At 72.0% G+C, this 21,811-nt stretch carries 19 protein-coding genes; 8 read left to right on the forward strand and 11 right to left on the reverse strand.

Features of this window, described 5'->3' with window-relative positions:
* The first annotated feature begins 69 nt into the window (after window positions 1-69).
* Together ACQP1N_RS14190 and ACQP1N_RS14195 are read left to right on the forward strand one after the other, a co-directional pair.
* Window positions 70-300: a DUF397 domain-containing protein gene (locus tag ACQP1N_RS14190; protein WP_067796025.1), complete on the forward strand. Its 231-nt coding sequence runs from the start codon at window positions 70-72 to the stop codon at window positions 298-300.
* A gap of 56 nt (window positions 301-356) precedes the next feature.
* Window positions 357-1,892, forward strand: a complete 1,536-nt coding sequence (locus ACQP1N_RS14195) for an AMP-binding protein (RefSeq protein WP_433231751.1) — start codon at window positions 357-359, stop codon at window positions 1,890-1,892.
* A 109-nt stretch (window positions 1,893-2,001) separates the two neighbouring features.
* Here the strand turns inward: ACQP1N_RS14195 and ACQP1N_RS14200 are convergent, their stop codons facing one another.
* Both ACQP1N_RS14200 and ACQP1N_RS14205 read right to left on the reverse strand, forming a co-directional pair.
* Complete coding sequence (locus tag ACQP1N_RS14200; protein ID WP_067796031.1) at window positions 2,002-3,507, reverse strand: DHA2 family efflux MFS transporter permease subunit; 1,506 nt, start codon at window positions 3,505-3,507, stop codon at window positions 2,002-2,004.
* 565 nt (window positions 3,508-4,072) lie between these two features.
* On the reverse strand, window positions 4,073-4,567 hold the full coding sequence (locus tag ACQP1N_RS14205; RefSeq protein WP_067796036.1) for a winged helix-turn-helix transcriptional regulator: 495 nt from the start codon (window positions 4,565-4,567) through the stop codon (window positions 4,073-4,075).
* 153 nt (window positions 4,568-4,720) lie between these two features.
* Here ACQP1N_RS14205 and ACQP1N_RS14210 point away from each other — a divergent pair, with 153 nt between their 5' ends.
* The 4 genes from ACQP1N_RS14210 (at window position 4,721) to ACQP1N_RS14225 (ending at window position 8,648) form a co-directional block, all read left to right on the forward strand.
* The gene (locus ACQP1N_RS14210; protein WP_433231755.1) at window positions 4,721-6,121 is read left to right on the forward strand and encodes an MFS transporter; all 1,401 of its coding nucleotides are present in this window, start codon (window positions 4,721-4,723) and stop codon (window positions 6,119-6,121) included.
* Between the two features lie 28 nt (window positions 6,122-6,149).
* On the forward strand, window positions 6,150-6,638 hold the full coding sequence (locus ACQP1N_RS14215) for a pyridoxamine 5'-phosphate oxidase family protein (protein ID WP_067796038.1): 489 nt from the start codon (window positions 6,150-6,152) through the stop codon (window positions 6,636-6,638).
* A gap of 589 nt (window positions 6,639-7,227) precedes the next feature.
* On the forward strand, window positions 7,228-7,881 hold the full coding sequence (locus ACQP1N_RS14220) for a maleylpyruvate isomerase N-terminal domain-containing protein (RefSeq protein ID WP_433231757.1): 654 nt from the start codon (window positions 7,228-7,230) through the stop codon (window positions 7,879-7,881).
* Between the two features lie 68 nt (window positions 7,882-7,949).
* On the forward strand, window positions 7,950-8,648 hold the full coding sequence (locus tag ACQP1N_RS14225; RefSeq protein WP_255218794.1) for a tyrosine-protein phosphatase: 699 nt from the start codon (window positions 7,950-7,952) through the stop codon (window positions 8,646-8,648).
* Here ACQP1N_RS14225 and ACQP1N_RS14230 read toward each other — a convergent pair.
* Window positions 8,635-9,423 (reverse strand): class I SAM-dependent methyltransferase, encoded by a 789-nt coding sequence (locus tag ACQP1N_RS14230; RefSeq protein WP_067796042.1) that lies wholly within the window; start codon window positions 9,421-9,423, stop codon window positions 8,635-8,637. The two genes, ACQP1N_RS14225 and ACQP1N_RS14230, sit on opposite strands and share 14 nt — an antisense overlap.
* A gap of 49 nt (window positions 9,424-9,472) precedes the next feature.
* On the opposite strand from ACQP1N_RS14230, the gene ACQP1N_RS14235 reads away from it, so the two are divergent.
* Window positions 9,473-10,060: a TetR/AcrR family transcriptional regulator gene (locus tag ACQP1N_RS14235; protein ID WP_433231762.1), complete on the forward strand. Its 588-nt coding sequence runs from the start codon at window positions 9,473-9,475 to the stop codon at window positions 10,058-10,060.
* A gap of 34 nt (window positions 10,061-10,094) precedes the next feature.
* Here ACQP1N_RS14235 and ACQP1N_RS14240 read toward each other — a convergent pair whose 3' ends face one another.
* From ACQP1N_RS14240 to ACQP1N_RS14260, 5 genes are all read right to left on the reverse strand, one after another.
* Window positions 10,095-10,883, reverse strand: coding sequence for an FkbM family methyltransferase (locus tag ACQP1N_RS14240; protein WP_433231764.1), 789 nt, complete (start codon window positions 10,881-10,883; stop codon window positions 10,095-10,097).
* Window positions 10,884-10,948: 65 nt separating this feature from the next.
* Entirely contained in the window at window positions 10,949-12,097 is a 1,149-nt protein-coding gene (locus ACQP1N_RS14245; RefSeq protein WP_067796050.1) for an acyl-CoA dehydrogenase family protein, read from the reverse strand.
* A 5-nt stretch (window positions 12,098-12,102) separates the two neighbouring features.
* A complete protein-coding gene (locus tag ACQP1N_RS14250; protein ID WP_174548843.1) occupies window positions 12,103-13,026 on the reverse strand; it encodes a hydroxymethylglutaryl-CoA lyase in 924 nt (307 codons plus the stop codon).
* 2 nt (window positions 13,027-13,028) lie between these two features.
* Complete coding sequence (locus tag ACQP1N_RS14255) at window positions 13,029-14,963, reverse strand: acetyl/propionyl/methylcrotonyl-CoA carboxylase subunit alpha (RefSeq protein WP_433231767.1); 1,935 nt, start codon at window positions 14,961-14,963, stop codon at window positions 13,029-13,031.
* 8 nt (window positions 14,964-14,971) lie between these two features.
* Window positions 14,972-16,585, reverse strand: a complete 1,614-nt coding sequence (locus ACQP1N_RS14260) for a carboxyl transferase domain-containing protein (RefSeq protein ID WP_433231770.1) — start codon at window positions 16,583-16,585, stop codon at window positions 14,972-14,974.
* A 77-nt stretch (window positions 16,586-16,662) separates the two neighbouring features.
* Here ACQP1N_RS14260 and ACQP1N_RS14265 point away from each other — a divergent pair, with 77 nt between their 5' ends.
* Complete coding sequence (locus ACQP1N_RS14265) at window positions 16,663-17,253, forward strand: SACE_7040 family transcriptional regulator (protein WP_067796057.1); 591 nt, start codon at window positions 16,663-16,665, stop codon at window positions 17,251-17,253.
* Here ACQP1N_RS14265 and ACQP1N_RS14270 read toward each other — a convergent pair.
* The 3 genes from ACQP1N_RS14270 to ACQP1N_RS14280 all read right to left on the reverse strand — a co-directional run bounded on the left by ACQP1N_RS14270 (window position 17,250) and on the right by ACQP1N_RS14280 (window position 21,811).
* Window positions 17,250-18,563: an extracellular solute-binding protein gene (locus ACQP1N_RS14270; RefSeq protein WP_433231772.1), complete on the reverse strand. Its 1,314-nt coding sequence runs from the start codon at window positions 18,561-18,563 to the stop codon at window positions 17,250-17,252. The genes ACQP1N_RS14265 and ACQP1N_RS14270 overlap by 4 nt on opposite strands.
* Window positions 18,560-20,713, reverse strand: coding sequence for a VWA domain-containing protein (locus ACQP1N_RS14275; RefSeq protein ID WP_433231775.1), 2,154 nt, complete (start codon window positions 20,711-20,713; stop codon window positions 18,560-18,562). The genes ACQP1N_RS14270 and ACQP1N_RS14275 overlap by 4 nt, the downstream gene beginning before the upstream one ends.
* Before the next feature lie 420 nt (window positions 20,714-21,133).
* On the reverse strand, window positions 21,134-21,811 hold the full coding sequence (locus ACQP1N_RS14280; protein ID WP_407642222.1) for an adenosylcobinamide amidohydrolase: 678 nt from the start codon (window positions 21,809-21,811) through the stop codon (window positions 21,134-21,136).

Below are 21,811 nucleotides of genomic sequence, written 5' to 3' on the forward strand. Positions count from 1 at the left end.
TACCATTGTGTGGGGTGGGGCGAGATCGTGGCCTCCCGTGCGGAGGCTGAGACGCCTAAGGGGGCAAACATGGACGGCCACCACATGTCGGACGTCCGGCGCAGCGGACTCGTCTGGCAGAAGAGCCGGCGGAGCAACCCGTCCGGGAACTGCGTCGAGATGGCCGAGCTCCCCACCGGGGAGATCGCCGTGCGCAACTCCCGGGACCCCGAAGGGGCGATCCTCGTCTACACGCGCGAGGAGGTGGAGGCGTTCGTAGGGGGAGCCAAGGACGGCGACTTCGACCACATGCTCCTCTGACGAACCACAAACCGAACGGCATTCCATTCCGCGGTCCGGGCGGGTAGCGTGCGGCCATGCACCTGGGGCAGATCGCGGCTCAGACGCCCGACAAGCCCGCCGTGATCATGGCGGGCTCCGGACGGAGCATCACCTTCCGGGAACTGAACGAGGAGTCCAACCGGCTCGCGCAGCTGCTCCGCGCGGAGGGGCTGCGCCCGGGGGACCACATCGCGTTCATGCTGGAGAACCATCCGCTCTACCTGGCCATCGCCTGGGCCGCCCAGCGGTCGGGGCTCTACTACACCGCCATCAGCTCGCGGCTCCAGCCCGGGGAGCTCGCCTACATCGTGGAGAACTGCGAGGCCAAGGTCTTCATCACCGGTGCGTCGATGGAGACGGCCGCGCGGTCCGCGCCGGACGTGCCGCTGCGCCTCATGCTCGGCGGCACGGCCCCCGGCTACGAGTCCTACGAGGAGCGCGTCGGCCGGTACCCCTCCACCCCGATCGAGGACGAGTGCGAAGGCATGGACATGCTCTACTCGTCCGGCACCACCGGCCGCCCCAAGGGAGTGAAACCGCCTCTGTCCAAGGCGTCCATGGGCGAGGCCGGGCCGCTCTACATGCTGATCTCGCACCTGTTCTCGGCCGACGCCGACTCGGTCTATCTGTGCCCGGCGCCGCTCTATCACGCGGCCCCGCTGCGGTACTCGCTCGTCTTCCACCGGCTCGGCGCCACCGTCGTGGTGATGGAGAAGTTCGACCCCGAGCAGGCCCTCGCGGCCATCGAGAAGTACCGCGCCACCCACAGCCAGTGGGTGCCGACCATGTTCATCCGGATGCTCAAGCTCCCGGAGGAGACCCGCGCCCGCTACGACATGTCGTCGCTGACCTGCGCCGTGCACGCCGCCGCGCCCTGCCCGGTCCCGGTCAAGGAACAGATGATCGGCTGGTGGGGGCCGATCCTGCACGAGTACTACGCCGGCACCGAGGGCAACTGCTTCGTCTACACCAACACCGAGGACTGGCTCGCCCACAAGGGCACCGTCGGACGTCCCATCCTGGGTGAGGTCCACGTCTGCGACGAGGACGGCCGGGAGCTGCCGCCCGGGGAGCCTGGAACGCTCTATTTCGGCAACGGCCCCACGTTCGAATACCACGCCGACGAGGCCGGGACCGCCGCGTCCCGCGACCCGCGGGGGCGCGGCTGGACGACCCTCGGCGACGTCGGATACGTGGACGAGGACGGCTTCCTGCACCTCACCGACCGCCGCGCCTACATGATCATCAGCGGCGGGGTGAACATCTACCCGCAGGAGGCCGAGAACGTCCTCGCGGTGCACCCGAAGGTCGCCGACGTGGCGGTGTTCGGCGTCCCGGACGCCGAGATGGGCGAGGCGGTGAAGGCCGTCGTCCAGCCGCTGTCCATGGACGACGCGGGCCCCGAGCTTGCGGCCGAGCTGATCGCGTACTGCCGCGACCGCCTCGCGCACTACAAGTGCCCGCGGACGGTCGACTTCCGTCCCGAACTGCCCCGGCATCCCACCGGGAAGCTCTACAAGCGGCTCCTGAAGGACGAGTACCGGGCCGGCGAGCGCCTTGCGACGGCCTGAGAGCCCCCTGAAAGGGAAAACCCCGGCCCGGGGACCTTCGGAACCCGGCCGGGGTCTGGAACGCACCAGAAGCGTCCTCAGTGAGCCCTTACCTCTTCGCGGAGAGACTTCAGTGCATCGGCATCGGCGCGTCGGCCGCCGTGGTCTCCGGCTTCTTGCGCGGCAGCAGCAGCGCCGGCAGGAACGCCAGGAGCAGCAGCCCGGCCGAGTACCAGTAGGTGTGCTGGAACGCGTTCGCCATCGGCCCGGCGATCACCTTCATGATCTCCGGCGGGATCTTCTCCGCGCTGCCGATGCCGCCACCGGCGCCGCCGCCCAGCCCGCTGAGCTCGGCCGTGAGCCGGTTCGCCAGCAGGACCGAGATCATCGCGGTGCCGATGGACGCCGACACCTGCTGGATGATGTTCAGCATCGTGCTCGCGCGCGGCACCTCGTCGTGGACGAGCGTCTGGATCGCGGCCGCCATGGTCGGCATCATCGTCATGCCCATGCCGAGACCCATCACGAACAGCGCCCCGCCGAGCGCCCAGTAGGACGTGTCCGCCTCCAGGACCGCGGCGAACCCGGACACCGACAGCACCACGATGACCATGCCGACCAGCACGACCCGTCCGGGCCCGATCCGGTCGGTCAGCTTGCCGCCGATCGGCATCGTGACCATCGCGCCGAGCCCCTGCGGGGCCAGCAGCAGGCCGGACTGCAGCGCGCCCTCGCCGCGCACCGTCTGGTAGTACAGCGGCAGCAGCAGCATCGCGCCCATGAACGCGATCATGAACAGCACCATCGTCCCGGACGCGGCCGCGACCGAGCGGCGCTTGAGCAGCCGCAGGTCGATCAGCGGGTTCTTCGCCTTCAGCGCCCGGACCACGAACCCGAGCACCAGCACGGCGCCGGCCGCCCAGAAGACCAGCGCCTCGGTCTTCAGGAAGTCCTTGAGCTCGGCGCCCTTGGCTATGCCGTAGATCAGCGAGGCCAGGCCGGGGGAGAGCAGGATCAACCCGATCAAGTCGAGCCGTTCCGCCGGCTTCGGCTCGTCCCGCTTGAGGATCCGCGCCGCCATCAGCAGCGCCACGATGCCGATCGGCAGGTTGATGAAGAAGATCCAGCGCCACGACACGTCGTCGACGAGATAACCGCCGATGATCGGGCCGAGGATCGGGCCGAGCAGCATCGGCACGCCGACGATGCTCATCACCTGGCCGACCCGCTGCGGCCCCGCCGCCTGGGTCAGGATCGTCATGCCGGCCGGCATGATCATGCCGCCGCCGAGGCCCTGGAGCACCCGGAACGCGATCAGCGACTCGGCCGACCAGGCGACCCCCGCCAGCATCGAGCCGATCACGAACAGCCCGATCGAGATCATGTACAGGCGCTTGGTGCCGAACCTCGCCGAGGCCCAGCCGGTGATCGGGATCACCGTGGCCAGCGCCAGGGTGTAGCCGGTGGCGACCCACTGGATCGTCGCCAGCGAGGTCTTGAACTCCTTCGCGAGGTCGTTGATGGCGACGTTCACGACGGTCACGTCCAGGATGGACATGATCGCGCCGAGGACGACGACCATGGCCACCGCGAGCACACCGCGGTCGAGACCGCCGCCTGCCTCGGGTTCCTTCAACGAACCGTCCGCCGTCTGCGCAGATGCGGGAGCGGTCAACTCTTTTCCAATCGTCAGGGCCCGCATGCAGGCGTGCAGGACCGTGGTCAGGTCAGGTCTTCAGGGAGTACGTCGCAAAATACTGCAGCGACTGACACTTTCGCGAACCGTTAAACTTCGCGCGCTCCGGGAGTATTCCAGCGGGGTCCGACAGAACCGCCCTGCTCCTCCCCGTCCACCCTGCGGACGCACCCGCACCTGAGGCCAACGAGATGTGACGCACGCGACACCGAACCCCTCCCTTCACGAGTCACGGGGGTAGACCACGCCCCCACCCCGAACTCATCGCACCAGGGAAGGAAAAATCTCTCCGCAGCCGCTTGTGGGGCCACTGGCCCCTGTCGGCGGTCGATCCGGCGGCTCCGCTCGGACCTGGGGCCGGGGTGATCGACCCACGTGATCGGGCCTTTGATGACGTCGGGATCACGGATCGCGACATGTCCGTCGTCCCGTGTGATGCCGTCGACCTCGCTCACGCCACCCGATCCGCTCGGCCGGTCATCGCCGTCGGCCGTGATCAGAGTGGTCAGCCCCTGGTCGGCCGGGCCGTGCGGGCGACGGCCCGGCGTTCGGCCTCTTCGCGTTCGGCGGCCTCCCGCTCGGCGGCCGCGCGCCTGTCGTAGGCGGCGCGCGCCGCGGCGATGGCGTTCTGGTGCTCCTCGGTCCAGACGACCAGGGCGCGGATGGTGCTGTGCAGGGTCACGCCCATCGGCGTCAGCTCGTAGTCCACCCGCGGCGGGACGGTCGGATGTACCGTCCGGCTCACCAGCCCATCGCGCTCCAGGTGCCGCAGCGTGCGGGTCAGCATTCGCTGGCTGACCCCGTCGATCGCGCGGCGCAGCTCGGTGAAGCGCAGGCTCCGCTTGTCGAGCAGTGCGATCACCAGGAGCGACCACTTGTCGGCGACGCGGTCGAGGATCTGCCGCACCTCGCAGTCCGCGCGCTGGTCCCACTGGAGAACGTCGTCGTCGATGCCGGTATCCCCGCAGTAACCGAGGGACTCGAAAGTGCCGTCTTCCATGGTCACCGATGGTGCCTGACGATGCTGCCAGTTACAAGAGGGAACTGGCAGGCGCTCGGGGAACCACTCCGGGCCGGTTCCCGGAGGAGATGGGGTCAGACTCCGATGTCCAATTCCGTCAGCGGATCCGGCGCCGCCGGCCACCCCGCCCGAATGACAGGGCGCGCGTGGGGCGTACTGCTGGTGCTTTGCGGCGCGATCTTCCTGGAGGGGATCGACGTGGCGATGCTGAACGTGGCACTGCCGTCGATCCGCGCCGACCTGGGCCTGTCCACCGGGATGCTCAGCGGCGTGGTCAGCGCCTACGTGCTCGGCTACGGCGGGTTCATGCTGCTGGGCGGGCGTGCCGCCGACCTGCTGGGGCACCGGCGGATGTTCGTCCTGTGGCTGGCCGTCTTCCTGGCTTTCTCCGGGCTCGGCGGGTTCGCCACCGAAGGCTGGATGCTGTTGGCCGCACGATTCGTCACGGGGGTCGCGGCCGCGTTCATGGCGCCCGCCGGCTTGGCGCTGGTCACGTCCAACTTTCCCGAGGGGCCCGTGCGTACCAAGGCGCTCGGCGTGTACGCGGGGACGGCAGCGGGCGGATTCTCGCTCGGCCTGGTCGCCGGCGGCGTGCTCACGTCGTTCGGCTGGCGGTGGGTGTTCTTCGCGCCGGTCATCCTGTCGATGGTGATCCTGACGGCGGCGCTGGTCCTCGTCCGCGACACCGGTGGCGAGCGGCCCTCAGACGGCTTCGATCTGGCGGGGGCGTTCGCCATCACAGGGGCCATGTTGCTGCTGGTGTACGGGGTGGTCCGGTTGGAGCACCCGGGCGACGGCCCCGGCCTGACCGGCGGCGTGTTCGCCGCGGGGCTGGCACTACTGGGGCTGTTCGTCGCGGTCGAGCGGCGGTCGTCATCGCCCCTGGTGCGGCTGGGCATCCTGCGCACCGCGCCGCTGGTACGAGTGAACGTGGGGGCGCTGCTGTTCCTGTTCGCGTTCGCGGGCTTCCAGTTCCTGGCCACCCTGTACTTCCAGGAGCTACGCGGCTGGAACACGATGCAGACCGGCCTGGCCATGCTCGTGATCGGGATTGACACGGTGCTCGCGCCCACGCTGACGCCGCGCCTGGTGAACCGCTTCGGCAACACCCGGGTGCTGTTCGGCGGCATCGTGGTCGCGGCGGTCGGGTACGCGCTGTTCCTGCCCGTTGGAATGGACTGGACCTACGCCGCCATGCTTCCGGCGCTGCTCCTGCTCGGCCTGGCCTTCTCGCTGGCGTACGGCCCGCTGACCATGGCCGCGACCGAGGGTGTCGACGAGGACGAGCACGGCCTGGCAGGCGGCCTGCTCTACACGGCCATGCAGTTCGGCACGGCGCTTGGGCTGTCGGCCGTCACCGCCGCCAGCGTCGCCGCCGGGTCGGGGCTGGACGCGCTGCGGACCGCGCTGGTCGTCCCGGTGGTGGCGGCGGTGCTCGGCGCGGTCGTCATCGCGTTCGGCCTCCGCACCCCCCGTGCGGCCTCAGGACCGGCTCAGAGCGCCCTGGCCGAGTCGGCCACGACCACCGTCTGAGCAGAGCACGTACAGGAGGGAGAGAGCGTTGGCCGCGCACGTGACCTCGTTCACCGAGATCAAGAACCAGTTCGACGCCTACATCGGCGACATCGTGTACGCGACCATGACCACCGTCGACAAGAAGGGGCGGCCCCGCGCACGAGTGCTGATCCCGGTCTGGGAGACCCTTGAGGGCGACCCGCTGGGCTGGCTCGCCACGTACAAGACGCCGGTCAAGGCCGCCCATCTGGCGGGCAACCCGCACACCACGTTCTCCTACTGGACGCCGCGGCAGAACGCGGTGAGCATCGATGCCGTCGCCGCCTGGGCCGACGACCTGGAGACCAAGCGCCATGTGTGGGAGCTTTACCGGCGTACGAGCCCGAAGGGGGCCGGGTACGACCTGGGCAACTTCTGGCGCGGCGGGCTCGGCGACCCAGAGCTGCACCTCCTACGGCTGGAGCCTTGGCGCGTCCAGGTGATCAGAGGAGCCGACCTGCGCAGCACGATCTGGTACGCCGAGGGAGAACGCTGACGAACTCCCTCACCGGGCGTTTGATCCCGCGGAGCCAGCCGGAGATCAGCCATGAGGTGCTGGGGGAGTGTTCGGGACTTCCAGGGCGTGGGGTTGAATCGCCCTGGCGCGGGAGGTGGACTGCTCGCACGAGGACATCGCGACCTGCCCGAACTGCCGGGCCCACCTCGCGGAACTGGTGGACGTTCAGGACTCGGTGTAGACGCCCGGCGGGGATGGCGTGCTCGCGAGCGAGCCGATCAGTCCGTGCCGGTCGTCGCCAGCAACCTGCACGCGCGCCATCGCCGGATGGACCGCACCGCGATCGAAACCGCCATCCGCACACGCTTCGCCGGAAGCTGCGCTGCTGCCCCACCGCGCCGGACACCTCGCCAAAGCCATCCACACCCTGCAACTCCGCGAGACCCCGCCACGCTGAAAAAGACTCAGTGTTGGTGCTGGGACAGTCCGTGTGGGCGTCGCTGCTCGCGGGCATCAAGGGCGGCTCGCTCGGCCGCACTGCCTGACGCCAGGGTCTCGGGGGACGGTGTGGACGCGGCCGCCCGAAATACGTTTGTCCGGTGTTCCGGTGCGGCATTACCGTGCCGCGGTGGATCTCTTCTCGCGCTCTTGGACGGCGTTGCTCGCGGCGGTCGCCGATGTCGCGGACGAGGACTTCGAGCGGCCGTCCGGCTGTACCGGCTGGCTCGTACGGGACCTGGTGTGCCACCTGGTCATCGACGCCCAGGACGTCCTGATCACCCTCGTCACGCCCGCCGAGACCGAACCGACCGTGGACGCGGTCACCTACTGGAAGCTCGTGGAACCCCCGACCGGCGAGGACCCGCTCGACGCGCTGATCCCCCGGCTGGCCGCCGCGTACGGCGAGCCGCGGCTGCTCAAGTTCCATCTGGACGACGTCGGTTCCGCCGCGGGCCGCGCCGCCGTGCTCGCCGATCCCGCCGCCCGTGTCAGCACCCAGGACATGGTGCTGACCGCCGGTGACTACCTGTCCGCGTACGTGCTCGAATGGACCCTGCACCATCTCGACCTGATCGCGTATCTGCCGTCCGCCGCCGAGCCGCCCGCCGAGACCCTCGCGGCGGCGCGGGCGTCCCTGGAGAAGATCGCCGGGACTTCGTTCCCCGCCTCGTTCTCCGACAAGGACGCGCTGCTGATCGGCACCGGACGCCGTGCGCCCACCGATGCGGAGCAGGCCGCGCTCGGCGGTCTCGCCGCGAAGCTCCCGCTCGTCCTCGGCTGAGCGGTCCGCTCTCCTTTGCCGTCGCGGGTGCGTCGAACTCCGCCATGGTGCGCGGCGTCTTAATGATCATGCGTGATCTGGAATGGGAAGGGGCGCTGAACGTCCGGGATCTGGGCGGGCTGCGGACGGGCGATGGGCGGGCGGTCCGGCCGGGGGCGGTCGTGCGGTCGGGGATGCTCGACCGGTTGACCCCGCGAGGGTGGGACGAGCTGATCGGGTACGGGATCCGCACGGTCGTCGACCTGCGCAACGAGGAGGAGCGGACCGTCCTGCCGCCGGACCCGCTGACCTGCGTCCACGCCCCGCTGGACGACACCGCCGACACCGCGATGTGGGAGCTGATCTGGGGCCGGGACCTCGACGGGACGCCGCTGTACTACCCGGTCTTCCTGGAGCGGAAGGCCGAGCGGTGCGCCGCGGCGGTCAGGGCGGTGGCGCAGGCCGAGCCGGGAGGCGTGCTCGTCCACTGCGGGGCCGGGCGCGACCGGACGGGACTCGTCAGCATGCTGCTGCTCATGCTCGCCGGTGTGCTCCACGACGAGATCATCGCCGACTACGAGATCAGCAACCCGCGCATAGCGATGGTGTACCCGGAGTACTGCTCACTGGAAATCCTGGAGCGGCACGGCACCACCGAGCGGGAGGCTCTGCTCGCCGTTCTCAACTCGCTGGACGCCGTCTCCTATCTGGGTGGGGCCGGTCTTACGGCGAGCGAGGCCGAGGCTGTGCGGGATCGGTTGCTCCAAGGGGGCGTTACCCACACCTGATAGCGGTGGCCACCGCGGTGGTGTAAGCCATAGTGAATTCGCCGCCCATCGTGTCGATGGCCGTGCCCATGGCCGCCAGGACGTGTTGCTGCTTGTCCGGCGGAAGCTGGCTGTGGCCGCCGAACGTGGGCACCTGGTCCAGCCACTCGGCGCGGGTGTAGTGGCGTTCCCAGGGGAATCGCCACTGTTCCGGGTCCTCGAAGGCGCCTGCCCGGCGTATGCCGTCGGACGCTCGGGCGCACATGAGCTCGTACGCCTCCGGGCCGGGCAAGCCCCGCTGGAAGATGGGGGAGTCGGGCACGGCCTCGCGATACGCGGCGAGGGTGGCCTCCGCCAGTTCGGGCGGGAGCTGGAACGCGTTCCAGAACACCGCCAGGCGTCCGCCCGGGCGCAGCGCCTCCGCCGCCTTGGCCGCGCCGGCGACCGGGTCGATCCAGTGCCAGGACTGCCCGGCGATGACGGTGTCGAACGTCCGTCCGGCCGGGTCCCAGGCTTCGAACGTCGACACCTCGGTCTCGACGCCGCCGTGCCGGGCCAGGTCGGCCATGCGCGCGTCGGGGTCGACGCCGAGCACCCGGCAGCCGGCCGCCTGGAACGGGCGGGCCGTGATGCCGGTTCCGCAGCCGGCGTCGAGGACGGCGGTACCGGCGGCGGCGAGCCGCTTCACCAGGGCGCCGGGGTAGGCGGGCCGGGTGCGGTCGTAGCGTTCGGCGTCGGCGCCGAACGACTCGGCCACCTGGCGCGCCCGATGAGGCTCATTCGGTAAAGTGGGCATGTGCCCATTTTAGTGGGCGCTTGCCCACTTGTCCAGGAGAGGATGCGCGGTGCCGACAGGGGTGGCCCTTCGCGATGTGCGCGAGCAACTGTTCGACGCGGCCGAGCGCGTCCTGCTCCGGGACGGACCCAGCGTGCTGACCAGCCGGGCGGTCACCACGGAGGCGGGCGTCGCCAAGGGGGTGCTGCACCGGCACTTCGCCGATTTCGACGCCTTTCTCGCCGAGTTCGTCCGCGACCGCGTCGGCCGGATGGATCCGCAGGTCGCGGCCCTGCGCGAGTCCGCGGGGACGGGGACGGTCGCCGGCAACCTCACCGACGCGCTGATCGGCCTGTTCGGGTCGGCCGCCGTCGCGATCGTCGCGCTCATCACCTTCCGGGACGAGTTGCGCGCCCGGCTGCGGCACACCTGGCCCGCCGGCGTCCCGGTCCTGACGGAGGCGGTGACCATGATCGAGGGCTATCTCGGCGCCGAGCGCGAACTGGGCCGCATCGCCTCCGACGCCGAGGTCGAGATGCTCGCTCCGACATTGATCGGAACCGCCCACCTGCTGTTCGCCGACCGGACCGGACCGGCGCCCGAGCGCGACTCCGTCCGCAAGATGGTGACGACGGTCCTCGCCGGGGCCGTCCGATGAAGCGCGAGCGTCTTCCCGCGCGTTCCGGGGCGGCCTATCGCGCGGCGGGGCGTGTGCGTTCCGCGTGCTGCGTGCCGGGGTGTCCGCCGGTCAGGCGGGCGTAGACGTCGCCGGAGCGGCCGCGTGGGCGGATGCGCTCCAGCCCCCGCCTCAGCTCGGACGCGTCGAGCCACCGGGGGCTCGCCAGCCGCATCGTCTCGACGGGGGAGTAGTTGTACTCGTACGCGCCGAGCCCGTCCACGATGCGCAGTGCCTCCATGGACGCGTCGTGCGCCGACGGGACGTACTCGAACGACAGGGAGGGAACCGGGTGGGAAAGCCCCGCGAGGACGTCCGCCTCGAAGCCCTCGACGTCGATCTTGCAGAAGGCGGGCATGCCGTGGGCCGCGATGAGGTCGTCCAGCGTGGTCACCTCGACCTCGGCGGAGCGGTCCCAGCGGACGCGGGCGAAGCCGCGGTCCGCCGTCACCGACTCGATCCAGCCGGGCGACATCGAGGACACCGTCGGCGTCGCGCTGGACAGCGCCAGCCGCGCCGTGCCCGGCTCCGCCCCGGCGGCACCCGGCACGATGGCGACGTCCCGGTCGCGGCCGAAGAGGAGCCGCAGGACGCGCAGGCAGTCGGGCTGCGGCTCGACCGCGACCACGCGCGCCCCCAGATGCCGCCACACGCGCACCCGGCCGCCCACGTGCGCGCCGATGTCGAACGCGACGTCGCCGGGCCCGAGGAACTCGCCGTAAAGGCGCAGCGCACGCCGGTGCTTGCCCGGGATTCCGTGGTACATGACCAGCGACCGGGCGATCCCGTAGGCGCGCGACAGCATGACCCGACCTTAGCGCGCCGCCCGGCGGCCGCCGTGCGTCCGGGCGGCGCGCAGGTCCGCCGGCGTCAGGACGGCGGCAGGCCGAGGGCGCGGGCGATCAGCATGCGCTGGACCTCGGAGGTGCCCTCGCCCACTTCGAGGATCTTCGCGTCGCGGTAGAAGCGGCCGACGGCGTACTCGTTCATGAAGCCGTAGCCGCCGAAGATCTGCGTGGCGTCGCGGGAGTTGTCCATCGCGGCGTTGGAGGCGACCAGCTTCGCGATCGCCGCCTCCTTCTTGAACGGCTCGCCGCGCAGCATCTTCGCCGCCGCCGCGTAGTAGGCGAGGCGGGCGGTGTGCGCGCGCATCTCCATGTCCGCGACCTTGAACTGGATGGCCTGGTAGCGGCCGATCTCCTTGCCGAACGCCTCCCGCTCCCGCACGTAGCGGAGGCTCTCGTCCACGCAGCCCTGGGCGAGGCCGACCGACAGGGCGGCGATCGCGATGCGCCCCTCGTCCAGGATGCGGAGGAACTGCGCGTAACCCCGGCCGCGCTCGCCGACCAGGTTCTCGGCCGGGACCCGCACGTCGTCGAACGACAGCTCGCGCGTGTCGGAGGCCGACCAGCCGACCTTGGAGTACTTGCGGCCGACCGTGAAGCCGGGGGTGCCGTTCGGGACGATGATCGTGGAGATCTCGTTCTCGCCGGTGAACGCGGTGACGGTGACGAACGCGGTGATGTCGGTGCCGGAGTTGGTGATGAACGCCTTCGACCCGTTGATCACCCAGGAGTCGCCGTCCAGCCGGGCGGTGGTGCGCATGCCGCCGGGCACGTCCGACCCGCCGCCCGGTTCGGTCAGCCCGAACCCGGCCAGCCTCTCCCCGGAGGTGAGCTGCGGCAGCCAGCGCTTCTTCTGCTCGGCCGACCCGAACCGGTAGATCGGCATCGCGCCCAGCGAGACACCGGCCTCCAGCGTGATCGCGACGGACGAGTCGACGCGGGCCAGCTCCTCCAGGGCCAGGCAGAGCGCGAAGTAGTCGCCGCCCATGCCGCCGTGCTCCTCGGGGAACGGGAGCCCGAACAGCCCCATCTCGCCCATCGCGGCGACGATCTCGTAGGGGAACTCGCCGCGCTCGTACAGGTCCCCGATCACCGGCGCGACCGTCTCGCGGGCGAACCGCTCGACCGTGCGCCGCAGCTCCTCCTGCTCGTCGCTGAGCGTGAAGTCGATCATTGGGGCTACTCCGATTCCGGTGAGAGGGCCTGGACTACGCGGGACGGGCTGGGGCGGCCGAGGCGGCCGGCCATCCAGCGGCTGGTGGCGGCGAGCCTGCCGAGGTCGACGCCGGTGTCGATGCCGAGGCCGTCCAGCATCCAGACGAGGTCCTCGGTGGCCAGGTTGCCGGTGGCGCTCTCGGCGTACGGGCAGCCGCCGAGGCCGCCCGCGGACGCGTCCACCACGGTGACGCCGGCCTGCAGCGCGGCGAGCGTGTTGGCGAGGGCCTGCCCGTAGGTGTCGTGGAAGTGGACGGCGAGCCGCTCGGTGCCGATGCCCGCCTCGCCCAGCGCCTGGATGAGGGCGGTGACCTGGCCGGGCGTGCCCACGCCGATGGTGTCGCCAAGGCTGAGCTGGGAGCAGCCCATGTCCATCATGCGGGACGCCACGGACACGACCTGCGCGATGGGAACGTCGCCCTCCCACGGGTCACCGCACACCATGGAGACGTAGGCACGCACCCAGAGGCCCTCGGCGCGCGCGCGTTCCACGACCGGGGCGAACATCGCGAGGGACTCGTCCACGGTGCGGTTGAGGTTGCGGCGGGCGAACGTCTCGGTCGCGCTGCCGAAGACGGCGATCTCGGTGACGCCGTTGGAGAGCGCCCGCTCCAGGCCCCGCTCGTTCGGGACGAGGACGGGATAACGCAACTGCGGCGAACGCGGCAGGATGTCCAGGAGGTCCTCGGCGTCGGCGAGCTGCGGCACCCACTTCGGATGGACGAAGCTGGTCGTCTCGATCGTGCGCAGCCCCGCGTCCGCCAGCCGGGTCACGAACTCGGACTTGACCTCGGCGGGGACGACCGCCTTCTCGTTCTGCAGCCCGTCCCGCGGCCCGACCTCGTAGATCGTGACCCGCCCGGGAAGACCGGAGAGGGGTACCCGCATCGTCATGCCTCCTCGATGACGGCCAGCACCGCGTCGAGGGCGACCTGCGCGCCCGCGCGGACCGGCAGCTTCGCCACGACGCCGGCGAGCGGCGCGGTGACGGTGTGCTCCATCTTCATCGCCTCGACGACCACGAGCGGCTGCCCGGCCTCGACCCGGTCGCCCTCGGCCGCCTTGACGGCCAGGACCGTCCCCGGCATCGGGCTGCGCAGCACGCCGTCGCCGGCGGCGCCCGACGCGGCGCCGCCCTCGGCGCGGACGTGCTCGCTCAGCGCCCACGCGTGCCCGTCGCGGCCGAGCCACAGCGTGTCGCCGTCGCGGGCGGCCTCGAACGAGGTCGTCCTTCCAGCGTAGGTGAGCGTGAACGGGCCGCTCAGCGCCGCGGCGACCGGCGCGCCGTCGCCGACCGCGACGCGCGCGGACGCGGCGCGGCCCTGGACACGGACCTCCACCGGGTCGCCGCCGGACGGGGTGATGATCCACGGCGTCCAGGCGTGGGCGCCGGGACGCCAGCCGTCCGGGACGTCCCACGGGTCGTCGCCGGATTCGAGCGCCCGCATCCGTTCCAGCGCGGCGGCGGCCAGCACCTCGGGCGGCACGGACGCGCCCGCGACCAGCTCGTCCAGGACGCGTTCGACCAGGCCCGTGTCCAGCTCGCCCGCCACCACGGACGGGTGCCGCAGCAGCGCGCGCAGGAACGCGACGTTCGTCGGGACGCCCAGCAGCGTGTACCCGGCGAGCGCCCGGTCCAGGCGGTGCAGGGCCTCGGCGCGGTCCGCGCCGTGGACGATCACCTTGGCCAGCATCGGGTCGTAGGAGCCGCCGACCTCGGTGCCGACGTCGAGCCCCGAGTCGACCCGCGCGGCGGGCTCGCTCAGCGCCAGCACGCGTCCGCCCGTGGGCAGGAAACCGCGTGCGGGATCTTCGGCGTAGACGCGGGCCTCGATGGAGTGGCCGTCCAGCGCCACGTCGTCCCGCGTGACCGGCAGCGGCTCCCCCGCGGCCACCCGGAGCTGGAGTTCGACCAGGTCAAGGCCCGTGACCAGTTCGGTGACCGGGTGCTCGACCTGGAGCCGGGTGTTCATCTCCATGAAGTAGAACTCGTCCGGCCGGTCGGCGGAGACGATGTACTCGACCGTCCCGGCGCCCGTGTACCCGACGGCCCGGGCCACGGCGACGGCGGCGGCGCCCATCCGCTCGCGGGCCGCGGCGTCCAGCAGCGGGGACGGCGCCTCCTCGATGATCTTCTGGTGCCGGCGCTGCAGGCTGCATTCGCGTTCGCCCAGGTGGACGGCGTTGCCGTGGGTGTCGGCGAAGACCTGGATCTCGATGTGCCGGGGGTTTTCCACGAACCGCTCGGCGAGCAGCGTGTCGTCGCCGAAGGAGCCGCGCGCCTCCCGGCGGGCGGACGCGATGGCCCCGGCGAGATCGGCCGGGTCCCGGACGAGCCGCATGCCCTTCCCGCCGCCCCCGGCGGACGGCTTGAGCAGCACCGGCAGCCCGATCTCCAGTGCGGCGGCCTCCAGTTCGGCGTCGGACAGCCCGGGTTCGTCCCGCCCGGGAACGACCGGGACACCGGCCGCGGCGACGGTCCGCTTCGCGCGGATCTTGTCGCCCATCGCCTCGATCGCCTCGGCCGGCGGGCCGATGAACGTCAGCCCGGCCTCGCCGCACGCCCGCGCGAACGCGGTGTTCTCGGCGAGGAACCCGTACCCGGGATGGACGGCCGACGCCCCGCAGGCGCGCGCCGCCGCGATCACCGCCTCGATGTCCAGATACGACGGAATCCACAGGGCCTCGTCCGCCTCCCGGACATGCCGGGCCAGGGCGTCGGCATCGGTGTGGACCGCCGCGGACCGGATGCCGAGCCGCCGCAGGGTCCGGAACACCCGGACGGCGATCTCCCCGCGGTTGGCGACCAGCACGCTGTCGAACATCAACACCCTCACATCCGGAAGACGCCGTAGCCGACCGGCTCCAGCGGTGCGTTGGCGGCCACCGACAGCCCGAGACCCAGCACGCGCCGGGTGTCGAGCGGGTCGATCACTCCGTCGTCCCACAGCCGCGCCGTCGAGTAGTACGGATTGCCCTGCGCCTCGTACTGCTCGCGGATCGGCGCCTTGAACCGCTCCTCGTCCCCGGCGGGCCACCGCTCGCCGCGCGCCTCCACCTGGTCGCGGCGCACGGTCGCAAGGACGCTCGCGGCCTGCTCGCCGCCCATGACCGAGATCCGGGCGTTCGGCCACATCCACAGGAAGCGCGGCGAGTACGCCCGCCCGCACATCGCGTAGTTGCCCGCGCCGAACGAGCCGCCGATCACGACGGTGAACTTGGGGACGCGGGCGCATGCGACGGCGGTGACCATCTTCGCGCCGTGCTTGGCGATGCCGCCCGCCTCGTACTCGCGCCCGACCATGAACCCGGTGATGTTCTGCAGGAACACCAGCGGGACGCTGCGCCGGTCGCACAGCTCGATGAAGTGCGCGCCCTTCTGCGCCGACTCGCCGAACAGGATGCCGTTGTTCGCGACGATCCCGACCGGGTGCCCGTGGATGCGGGCGAACCCGGTGACGAGCGTGGCGCCGTACTCCTTCTTGAACTCCTGGAAGCGGCTGCCGTCCACGATCCGGGCGATGACCTCGCGCACGTCGTAGGGGGTGCGCGAGTCGGGCGGGACGATCCCGTACAGCTCGGACGGATCGGCGGCCGGTTCCCCGGCCGGGACGACGTCCCACGGGCGCGGCTCACGCGGCCCCAGCGTCGCGACGATGTCGCGGACGATCCGCAGCGCGTGCGCGTCGTCCTCGGCCAGATGGTCGGTCACGCCGGAGGTGCGGGAGTGCAGCTCGCCGCCGCCCAGCTCCTCGGCCGTGACGACCTCCCCGGTCGCGGCCTTCACCAGCGGCGGCCCGCCGAGGAAGATCGTGCCCTGGTCGCGGACGATGACGGCCTCGTCGCTCATCGCCGGGACGTAGGCGCCGCCCGCCGTGCACGAGCCCATCACCGCCGCGATCTGCGCGATGCCCCGCCCCGACATCGTGGCCTGGTTGTAGAAGATGCGGCCGAAGTGCTCGCGGTCGGGGAACACCTCGTCCTGCCGGGGCAGGAACGCGCCGCCGGAGTCGACCAGGTAGAGGCAGGGGAGCCGGTTGTGCAGCGCCACCTCCTGCGCCCGCAGGTGCTTCTTCACCGTGACGGGGTAGTAGGTGCCGCCCTTCACCGTCGCGTCGTTGGCGACGATGACGCATTCGCGGCCGGAGACGCGCCCGACCCCGGTGATGATCCCGGCGCCCGGGGCCTCGTCCGCGTACATGCCGTCCGCGGCCAGCGGCGACAGTTCCAGGAAGGGCGAACCGGGGTCCAAAAGCGTGTCGACCCGGTCGCGGGGAAGCAGCTTCCCCCGCGCGACATGCCGCTCGCGGGCCCGCTCCGGACCGCCGCGCCCGGCCCGGTCGATGCGGTCGCGCAGCTCCGCGACCAGGGCCTCGTTGTGCGCGGCGTTCGCCTTGAACGCCTCGCCCGCGACGTCGGCGCGGGAGCCGATCTCGGGTCCGCCCATGACCCCCCTTCCCGGTTAACGCTCATTAACAATGCCGATGTTAACGCTCGTTAACAACTCTAGTCTAGACTGGGCGCATGACCTCCCAGCCGGCCGCGGCGCTCGAAGGCCCGCCGAACCCGCGCCGGGCCGAGATCCTCGGCGCCGCCGCCGAGCTGTTCGCGCGCCGCGGCTACCACGGGGTGTCCATCGGCGACCTCGGACGCGCCGTCGGTCTCACCGGCCCCGCCCTGTACCGGCACTTCAGCGGCAAGGACGCCGTCCTCGCCGAGATGCTCCTCGACATCAGCGAGCGGCTGCTCGCCGAGGGCGTCCGCCGCGCCGCCGACCCCGACCCGGGCCGCGCCCTGGACGCGCTGCTGCACTGGCACATCGCGTTCGCCCTCGACAACCCCGCGCTGATCACCGTCCATGAGCGCGAGCTGGACAACGTTCCCGAGCCGCAGCGGCACCGCATCCGCCGGCTGCAACGCGCCTACGTGGAGGAATGGGTCGCCGTCCTGCGCCGGCTGAACCCCGGGCTCCCCGCCGGCCGCACGCGTGCGGCCGTCCACGCCTGCTTCGGCCTGCTCAACTCGACCCCGCGCAGCGCCGCCGGGCTCGACCGCGAGGCGATGGGCGGCCTCCTGCACACCATGGCCCGGGCGGCGCTCGAAGCCGTCCGCTAACAGGACGCCGGACGCCCGTCCAGGGAGCGTTCGACGGCCCGCGCGAACGACGCGGCGTCCGTCCCCTCCCCGTTGAAGATCTTCTGGACGCAGCCCCGGAACGTGTCGCTGAACGTGCTGTAGTGCGGCGTCACCGGACGTGGCCGCACCCGGCCCAGCGCGGTCACCACGGCCCGGCCGAACCCGGTCAGCTGCGCTTCGTCCGGCGGGCCGGCCTCCCCGGACCGGGACGGGCAGGCCGGCGCCCGCACATCGGCGGGGGAGCGGTGACCGGGCGACAGCCCGAGCGCCGAGTAGCGTCCCGGAACGAAGCCGCCGCACGCGAACAGCAGCCGCTGGCTCTGCGCCCCGCTCAGGAACCCGACCAGGCGGGCGGCCGCGTCCGGTCGGGGGGAGTACTTCGACACGGCGAGGTTCTGGCCGCCGAGCACCGTGCGGCCCGGCAGCGCCGTCACCCCGAACCGCAGCCGCGCGCCGTCGCGCATGCGCGGCTCGGACGCGAGCGCCGAGAACGCGTACGGCCAGTTGCGCATCAGCGCCGCGTCCGCCGCGAACGCCTCGATGCTCTCCGGCTCCTTGTACTGCCGTGACAGGCCCAGCCGCCCCCGCAGGCGGGACGCCAGCCGGACCAGTGCCGGATACACCTTCGCCCGCAGCTCCTTCCCGCTCGGCCGGCCCTCGCCGGTGAGCACCCCGCCGCCGCCGTCGTTCCAGACCGCCTCCAGCGCGTTCACCGTCAGGCCCTCGTAGCCGGCGAGCTGCGTCGCCACATCGGAGGTGAGAAGCCCCTGCCATGTGGTCGGCGGCGTCACGCCCTCCCGGTAGTAGAGGAGGCCGACGTCCACGTTGAACGGGACGGCGTACTGCTTCCCCTTCCACCGACCCGTGCGCAGCGCCACCGGGAAGAAGTCATCCAGATCTTCGACGCCGTCGAGCGGGCGCAGATAACCGGCGTCCGCGAACTGCGCCGTCCACGTGTTGTCCATGATCAGGACGTCGTAGGCGCAGCCCTTCGACTCCTCGACCGCCTTGATCTGGCTGTGCTGGAGGTCGGTGGAGTCCGCCACCTCCACGAGCGTGGCGTGCGGGCGGTGGCCCTTGTTCCACTGCTGGATCAGCGCGCGGCGCTGGTTCTTCAGGCTGACGTCCGTGCCGCCCGCGACGAACAGCTCCCCCCGGTCGCAGCCGGCCTTCAACGCCGGATACGACGCGTCCGGCCGCAGCACCACGACCAGCCACGCGGCCAGCACCAGCGCCGCCCCGGCCACGGCGCTCACCCGGGCCCGGCGCCCGCTCGGCAGCACCCTCATCGCAGCTCCGCCAGCAGTGCCGCGGCCTGCTCGACCTCGGGCGCGCCGGTCAGCGGCACGCAGCCGCCGCCGTCCTTGCCGAACGCCGCCACGATCTCCTTCACCGGCGAGGACGCGCACGTCGCCGGGCCCGTCAGCACCACGGTCAGCCGGAGGCCGGGGTGCCGCTTGCGGAACTCGCCCGACAGCCACGCCGTCCGCGCGCCGAGCTGGGGGTTGGTGCCGGGACTCTGCCCGTCGGTGACGAGGATGAGATTCTGCCGGCCGGACCCGACGCCGGCCGCCGCGATCGCGTCGCCGAGCGCCCGGTCGGTCCCACCGGAGGCGGTCGCCTGCAGGTCGCTCAGGACGGTGTTCTTCTGCTCCGGTGACGCCGCTTCCTGCGGGACGTTCCCCACCAGATCCGGGTCGTCCGGCGACGCCGACGACGACACCTGCAGACCGACGCGGTCATTGCTCTGCAACTGCGACACCAGGCTCCGCAGGAACGACGTCCCGCGGGCGAGCCGGGAACCCCCGCGTCCCTGCGCCGCGCCGCCCATCGACCCGGACGCGTCCAGCAGCAGCGCCAGCGCCGTCCGCGGACGGGCCGCGCCGACGCGGTCCAGGCTCCGCTGGACGTCGTCCGGCGTCGTCGGGCGCACGGCGTCCGGCATCACCCGGCTTCCCATGACGCCCTGCAGCCGTGCCAGATAGTGGTGCCGGCCGTCGCCCTCCCGCACGGACGGGATACGGCCCTCACCGTTCCGGAAACCCTGCAAGGTCAGCGGGTTGCGCTGCAGCCAGCGGTAGAACGCGGTCACCGCCGCGTCCCGCTCCCGCGTGTCCTGCCCGCGCCACCGCACCTGGACGAACGGGTAGTCGAGCGTCGGCAGGCCGTTCGCGTAGTACGGATACAGGCGCCACTTCACCGACTGGGGGGCGTCGGGATCGACGGCGCCGCAGCGGTCGTCCCCGAGCGGCAGCCCCGTGTCGTAGTCGTGCAGCACCTGCTCGGGGACGGCGACCGCGATGTCGTCGGGAGGGTCGGCCTGCCCCGCGGCGGCCCGCTGCCGGAACCGGCACAGCAGCGACACCGCGTCCGACGCGACCAGGTCGGCGGGCTCGGCGAACCGCTCGTCGCTCCGGTCGTCGCCGGGCAGCGCATCGTAGAGCGCGGGCGCGACGGCCAGCGACGCCGACGACGTCTCCGGGACGGGCCGGGCGATCGCGCGCAGCTTCACCCCCGCGTCCGCGATCCGCGTCAGCAGCGCCGCCGGGTCGGGCGCGATCGGCATCCTGCTCGGATCGGCGACGGACCCGTGCGCGCCGGGGAACAGCGCCAGCACCAGCGGCGACGACCCGAGCGAGCCGAGCATCCGGAAGGACGGATCGCCCTCCCCGCCGCCCGGACCCGCGGCCGGGCCCCCGCCGGCCAGCGCCGCCGTGCGGGTCACCGGAGACCCGCCCCCTGCGGCGTTCCGGGTGTCGATCTGCCCCGGGCTCTTAGGGACGAAGTCGTACTCCGCCGTGGACGAGGGGAGCCAGATGTCGGGCTGCGGGCCCAGAAGCTGCTCGTCGTCGGCACGCCCCACGCCCGCCGGCTTGCTGCGCCGCCACAGAAGGCTGAACCCGTCGTACAGGGAGAGGGGCCCGGCCTCCGGGACGACGGTGACGCTGTACTTGCGGCAGCCGCGGTCCTCGTCGGCGTTCACGAACTCGGCCGCGGCGGCGCGCAGCGGCGTCAGCGTCTCCGGCGCGGTCAGCACCCGCAGCTCCAGCGGCTGCCCGCACGCGTCGGTGTGCCGCCACACGCGATGCACGCCGGCCCCGGCGAGCAGGACCAGCGCCATCGCCGCGGCTCCGGCGCACCCCCACGCGAGCGCCGTGCCGCCCCGCCGCAGTGCCTTCCACACGCGTTCCAGCATGGTGCGCGCCGTATCGGGATAGAAGACGAACAGTGCCGCGGTCGCCAGCGCGACGACCAGCAGCGTGATGGCCGCGTTCAGCCAGAACGAGCCGTGGACGAGCGTCACCCCCAGGCTGACGACCACGGTGGAGGACGCGTCGAGGATGACGACCTGGAGGGCGCGGCGGAGCCAGGGCGGTAAACCGTCCGGGCGTCCCGGCTCCGGTGATCGGTTGCCGTCGCCGCCGTGCGGTCCCGTCATCCACGCCCCATCGCCGTGTAGGTCCCGAATCCCAAGCCCCCCGGCACTGGCCACTCATGATACGTAACCGGACCGTCGCGGTCAGCGGGATCCGCTGACCGGGGCCGGTCGATCCCCGCGGCGTCCACGGTCCGTCCCGTCGGCCGGCCCCTTGCGGGGACCACCTGCGGAACACGCGGGCTGACCGCCTGCCGGGGAACGTTCGGGAAGCCGTCGCCGGGAACGTCGAACGCCTCCGGCTGTTCGTGCGTACAACGGCACATGGAAGAAGGTCGCCCCGCTCGACGACGCCACGCCCCCCGCCGGTTGACCGTCACGCAGGCGACGCGACACACGGGTAGGAGGTGAGGCTCGGATCCCAGACTGCTGTGGCCCTGAAACCGGCCGCCGTATCCCACCGGGGTGGTACGGCGGCCGGTGCTAATTGCTGGGGGTTTCCAGGTAGCGGGCGTAGTCGAGCGCGCCGGCGTGGACGGCGGCGTGCACCGCGCGGGCGATCCTCGCGCCCCAGATCGAGCGGGGCCCGGCGAAGATCTCCTCCGGCCCGGCGGTGGGGGCCGCGACGCAGATGGCGTCGGACGCGGTGCCCGTGCACGGGAAGCCCGCCTCCAGGAGCGCCTGGGTCTTGGCCTCGGTGGCGGTCACGACCGCGTTCACCAGGGCCGCGTCGCTCAGCGGGACGGGCACGGCGACGACGATGTTGACGGTGCCGGGCTGCCAGGCGGGTTTCCCCTCCAGCGGCGCGAGCTCCGGGTCGGCGGCTCCGGCGGGGGCGGCGGCCCAGGTCGGCACGCGCAGCCCGACCGTCGCCGAGGCGCCGACGCCTTCGTCCTCCCGCCGCATCGTGCGGGACACGGAGGCGGCCGTGAGCATCCCGACGCCCGGCCCGTCCAGCCCGTACGACGCCGCCAGCTCGGCCAGGTGAACGACCGGGTCGGTGCGCGCGTAGGCGCCCGGGACCTGCGCGTTCAGCACCCACCGGGCCGGGCCGATCCCGCCGCCCAGCATCGCGGACGAGATCGCCCGGTGGCCGTCGCCGGGCCGCCACACCGTCGCGGCGAGCCGTTTTCCGCCCTCCTCGCGCCACACGGTCTCCAG

This window comes from Actinomadura formosensis (assembly GCF_050948385.1).
Classification (GTDB): Bacteria; Actinomycetota; Actinomycetes; order Streptosporangiales; family Streptosporangiaceae; genus Spirillospora; species Spirillospora formosensis.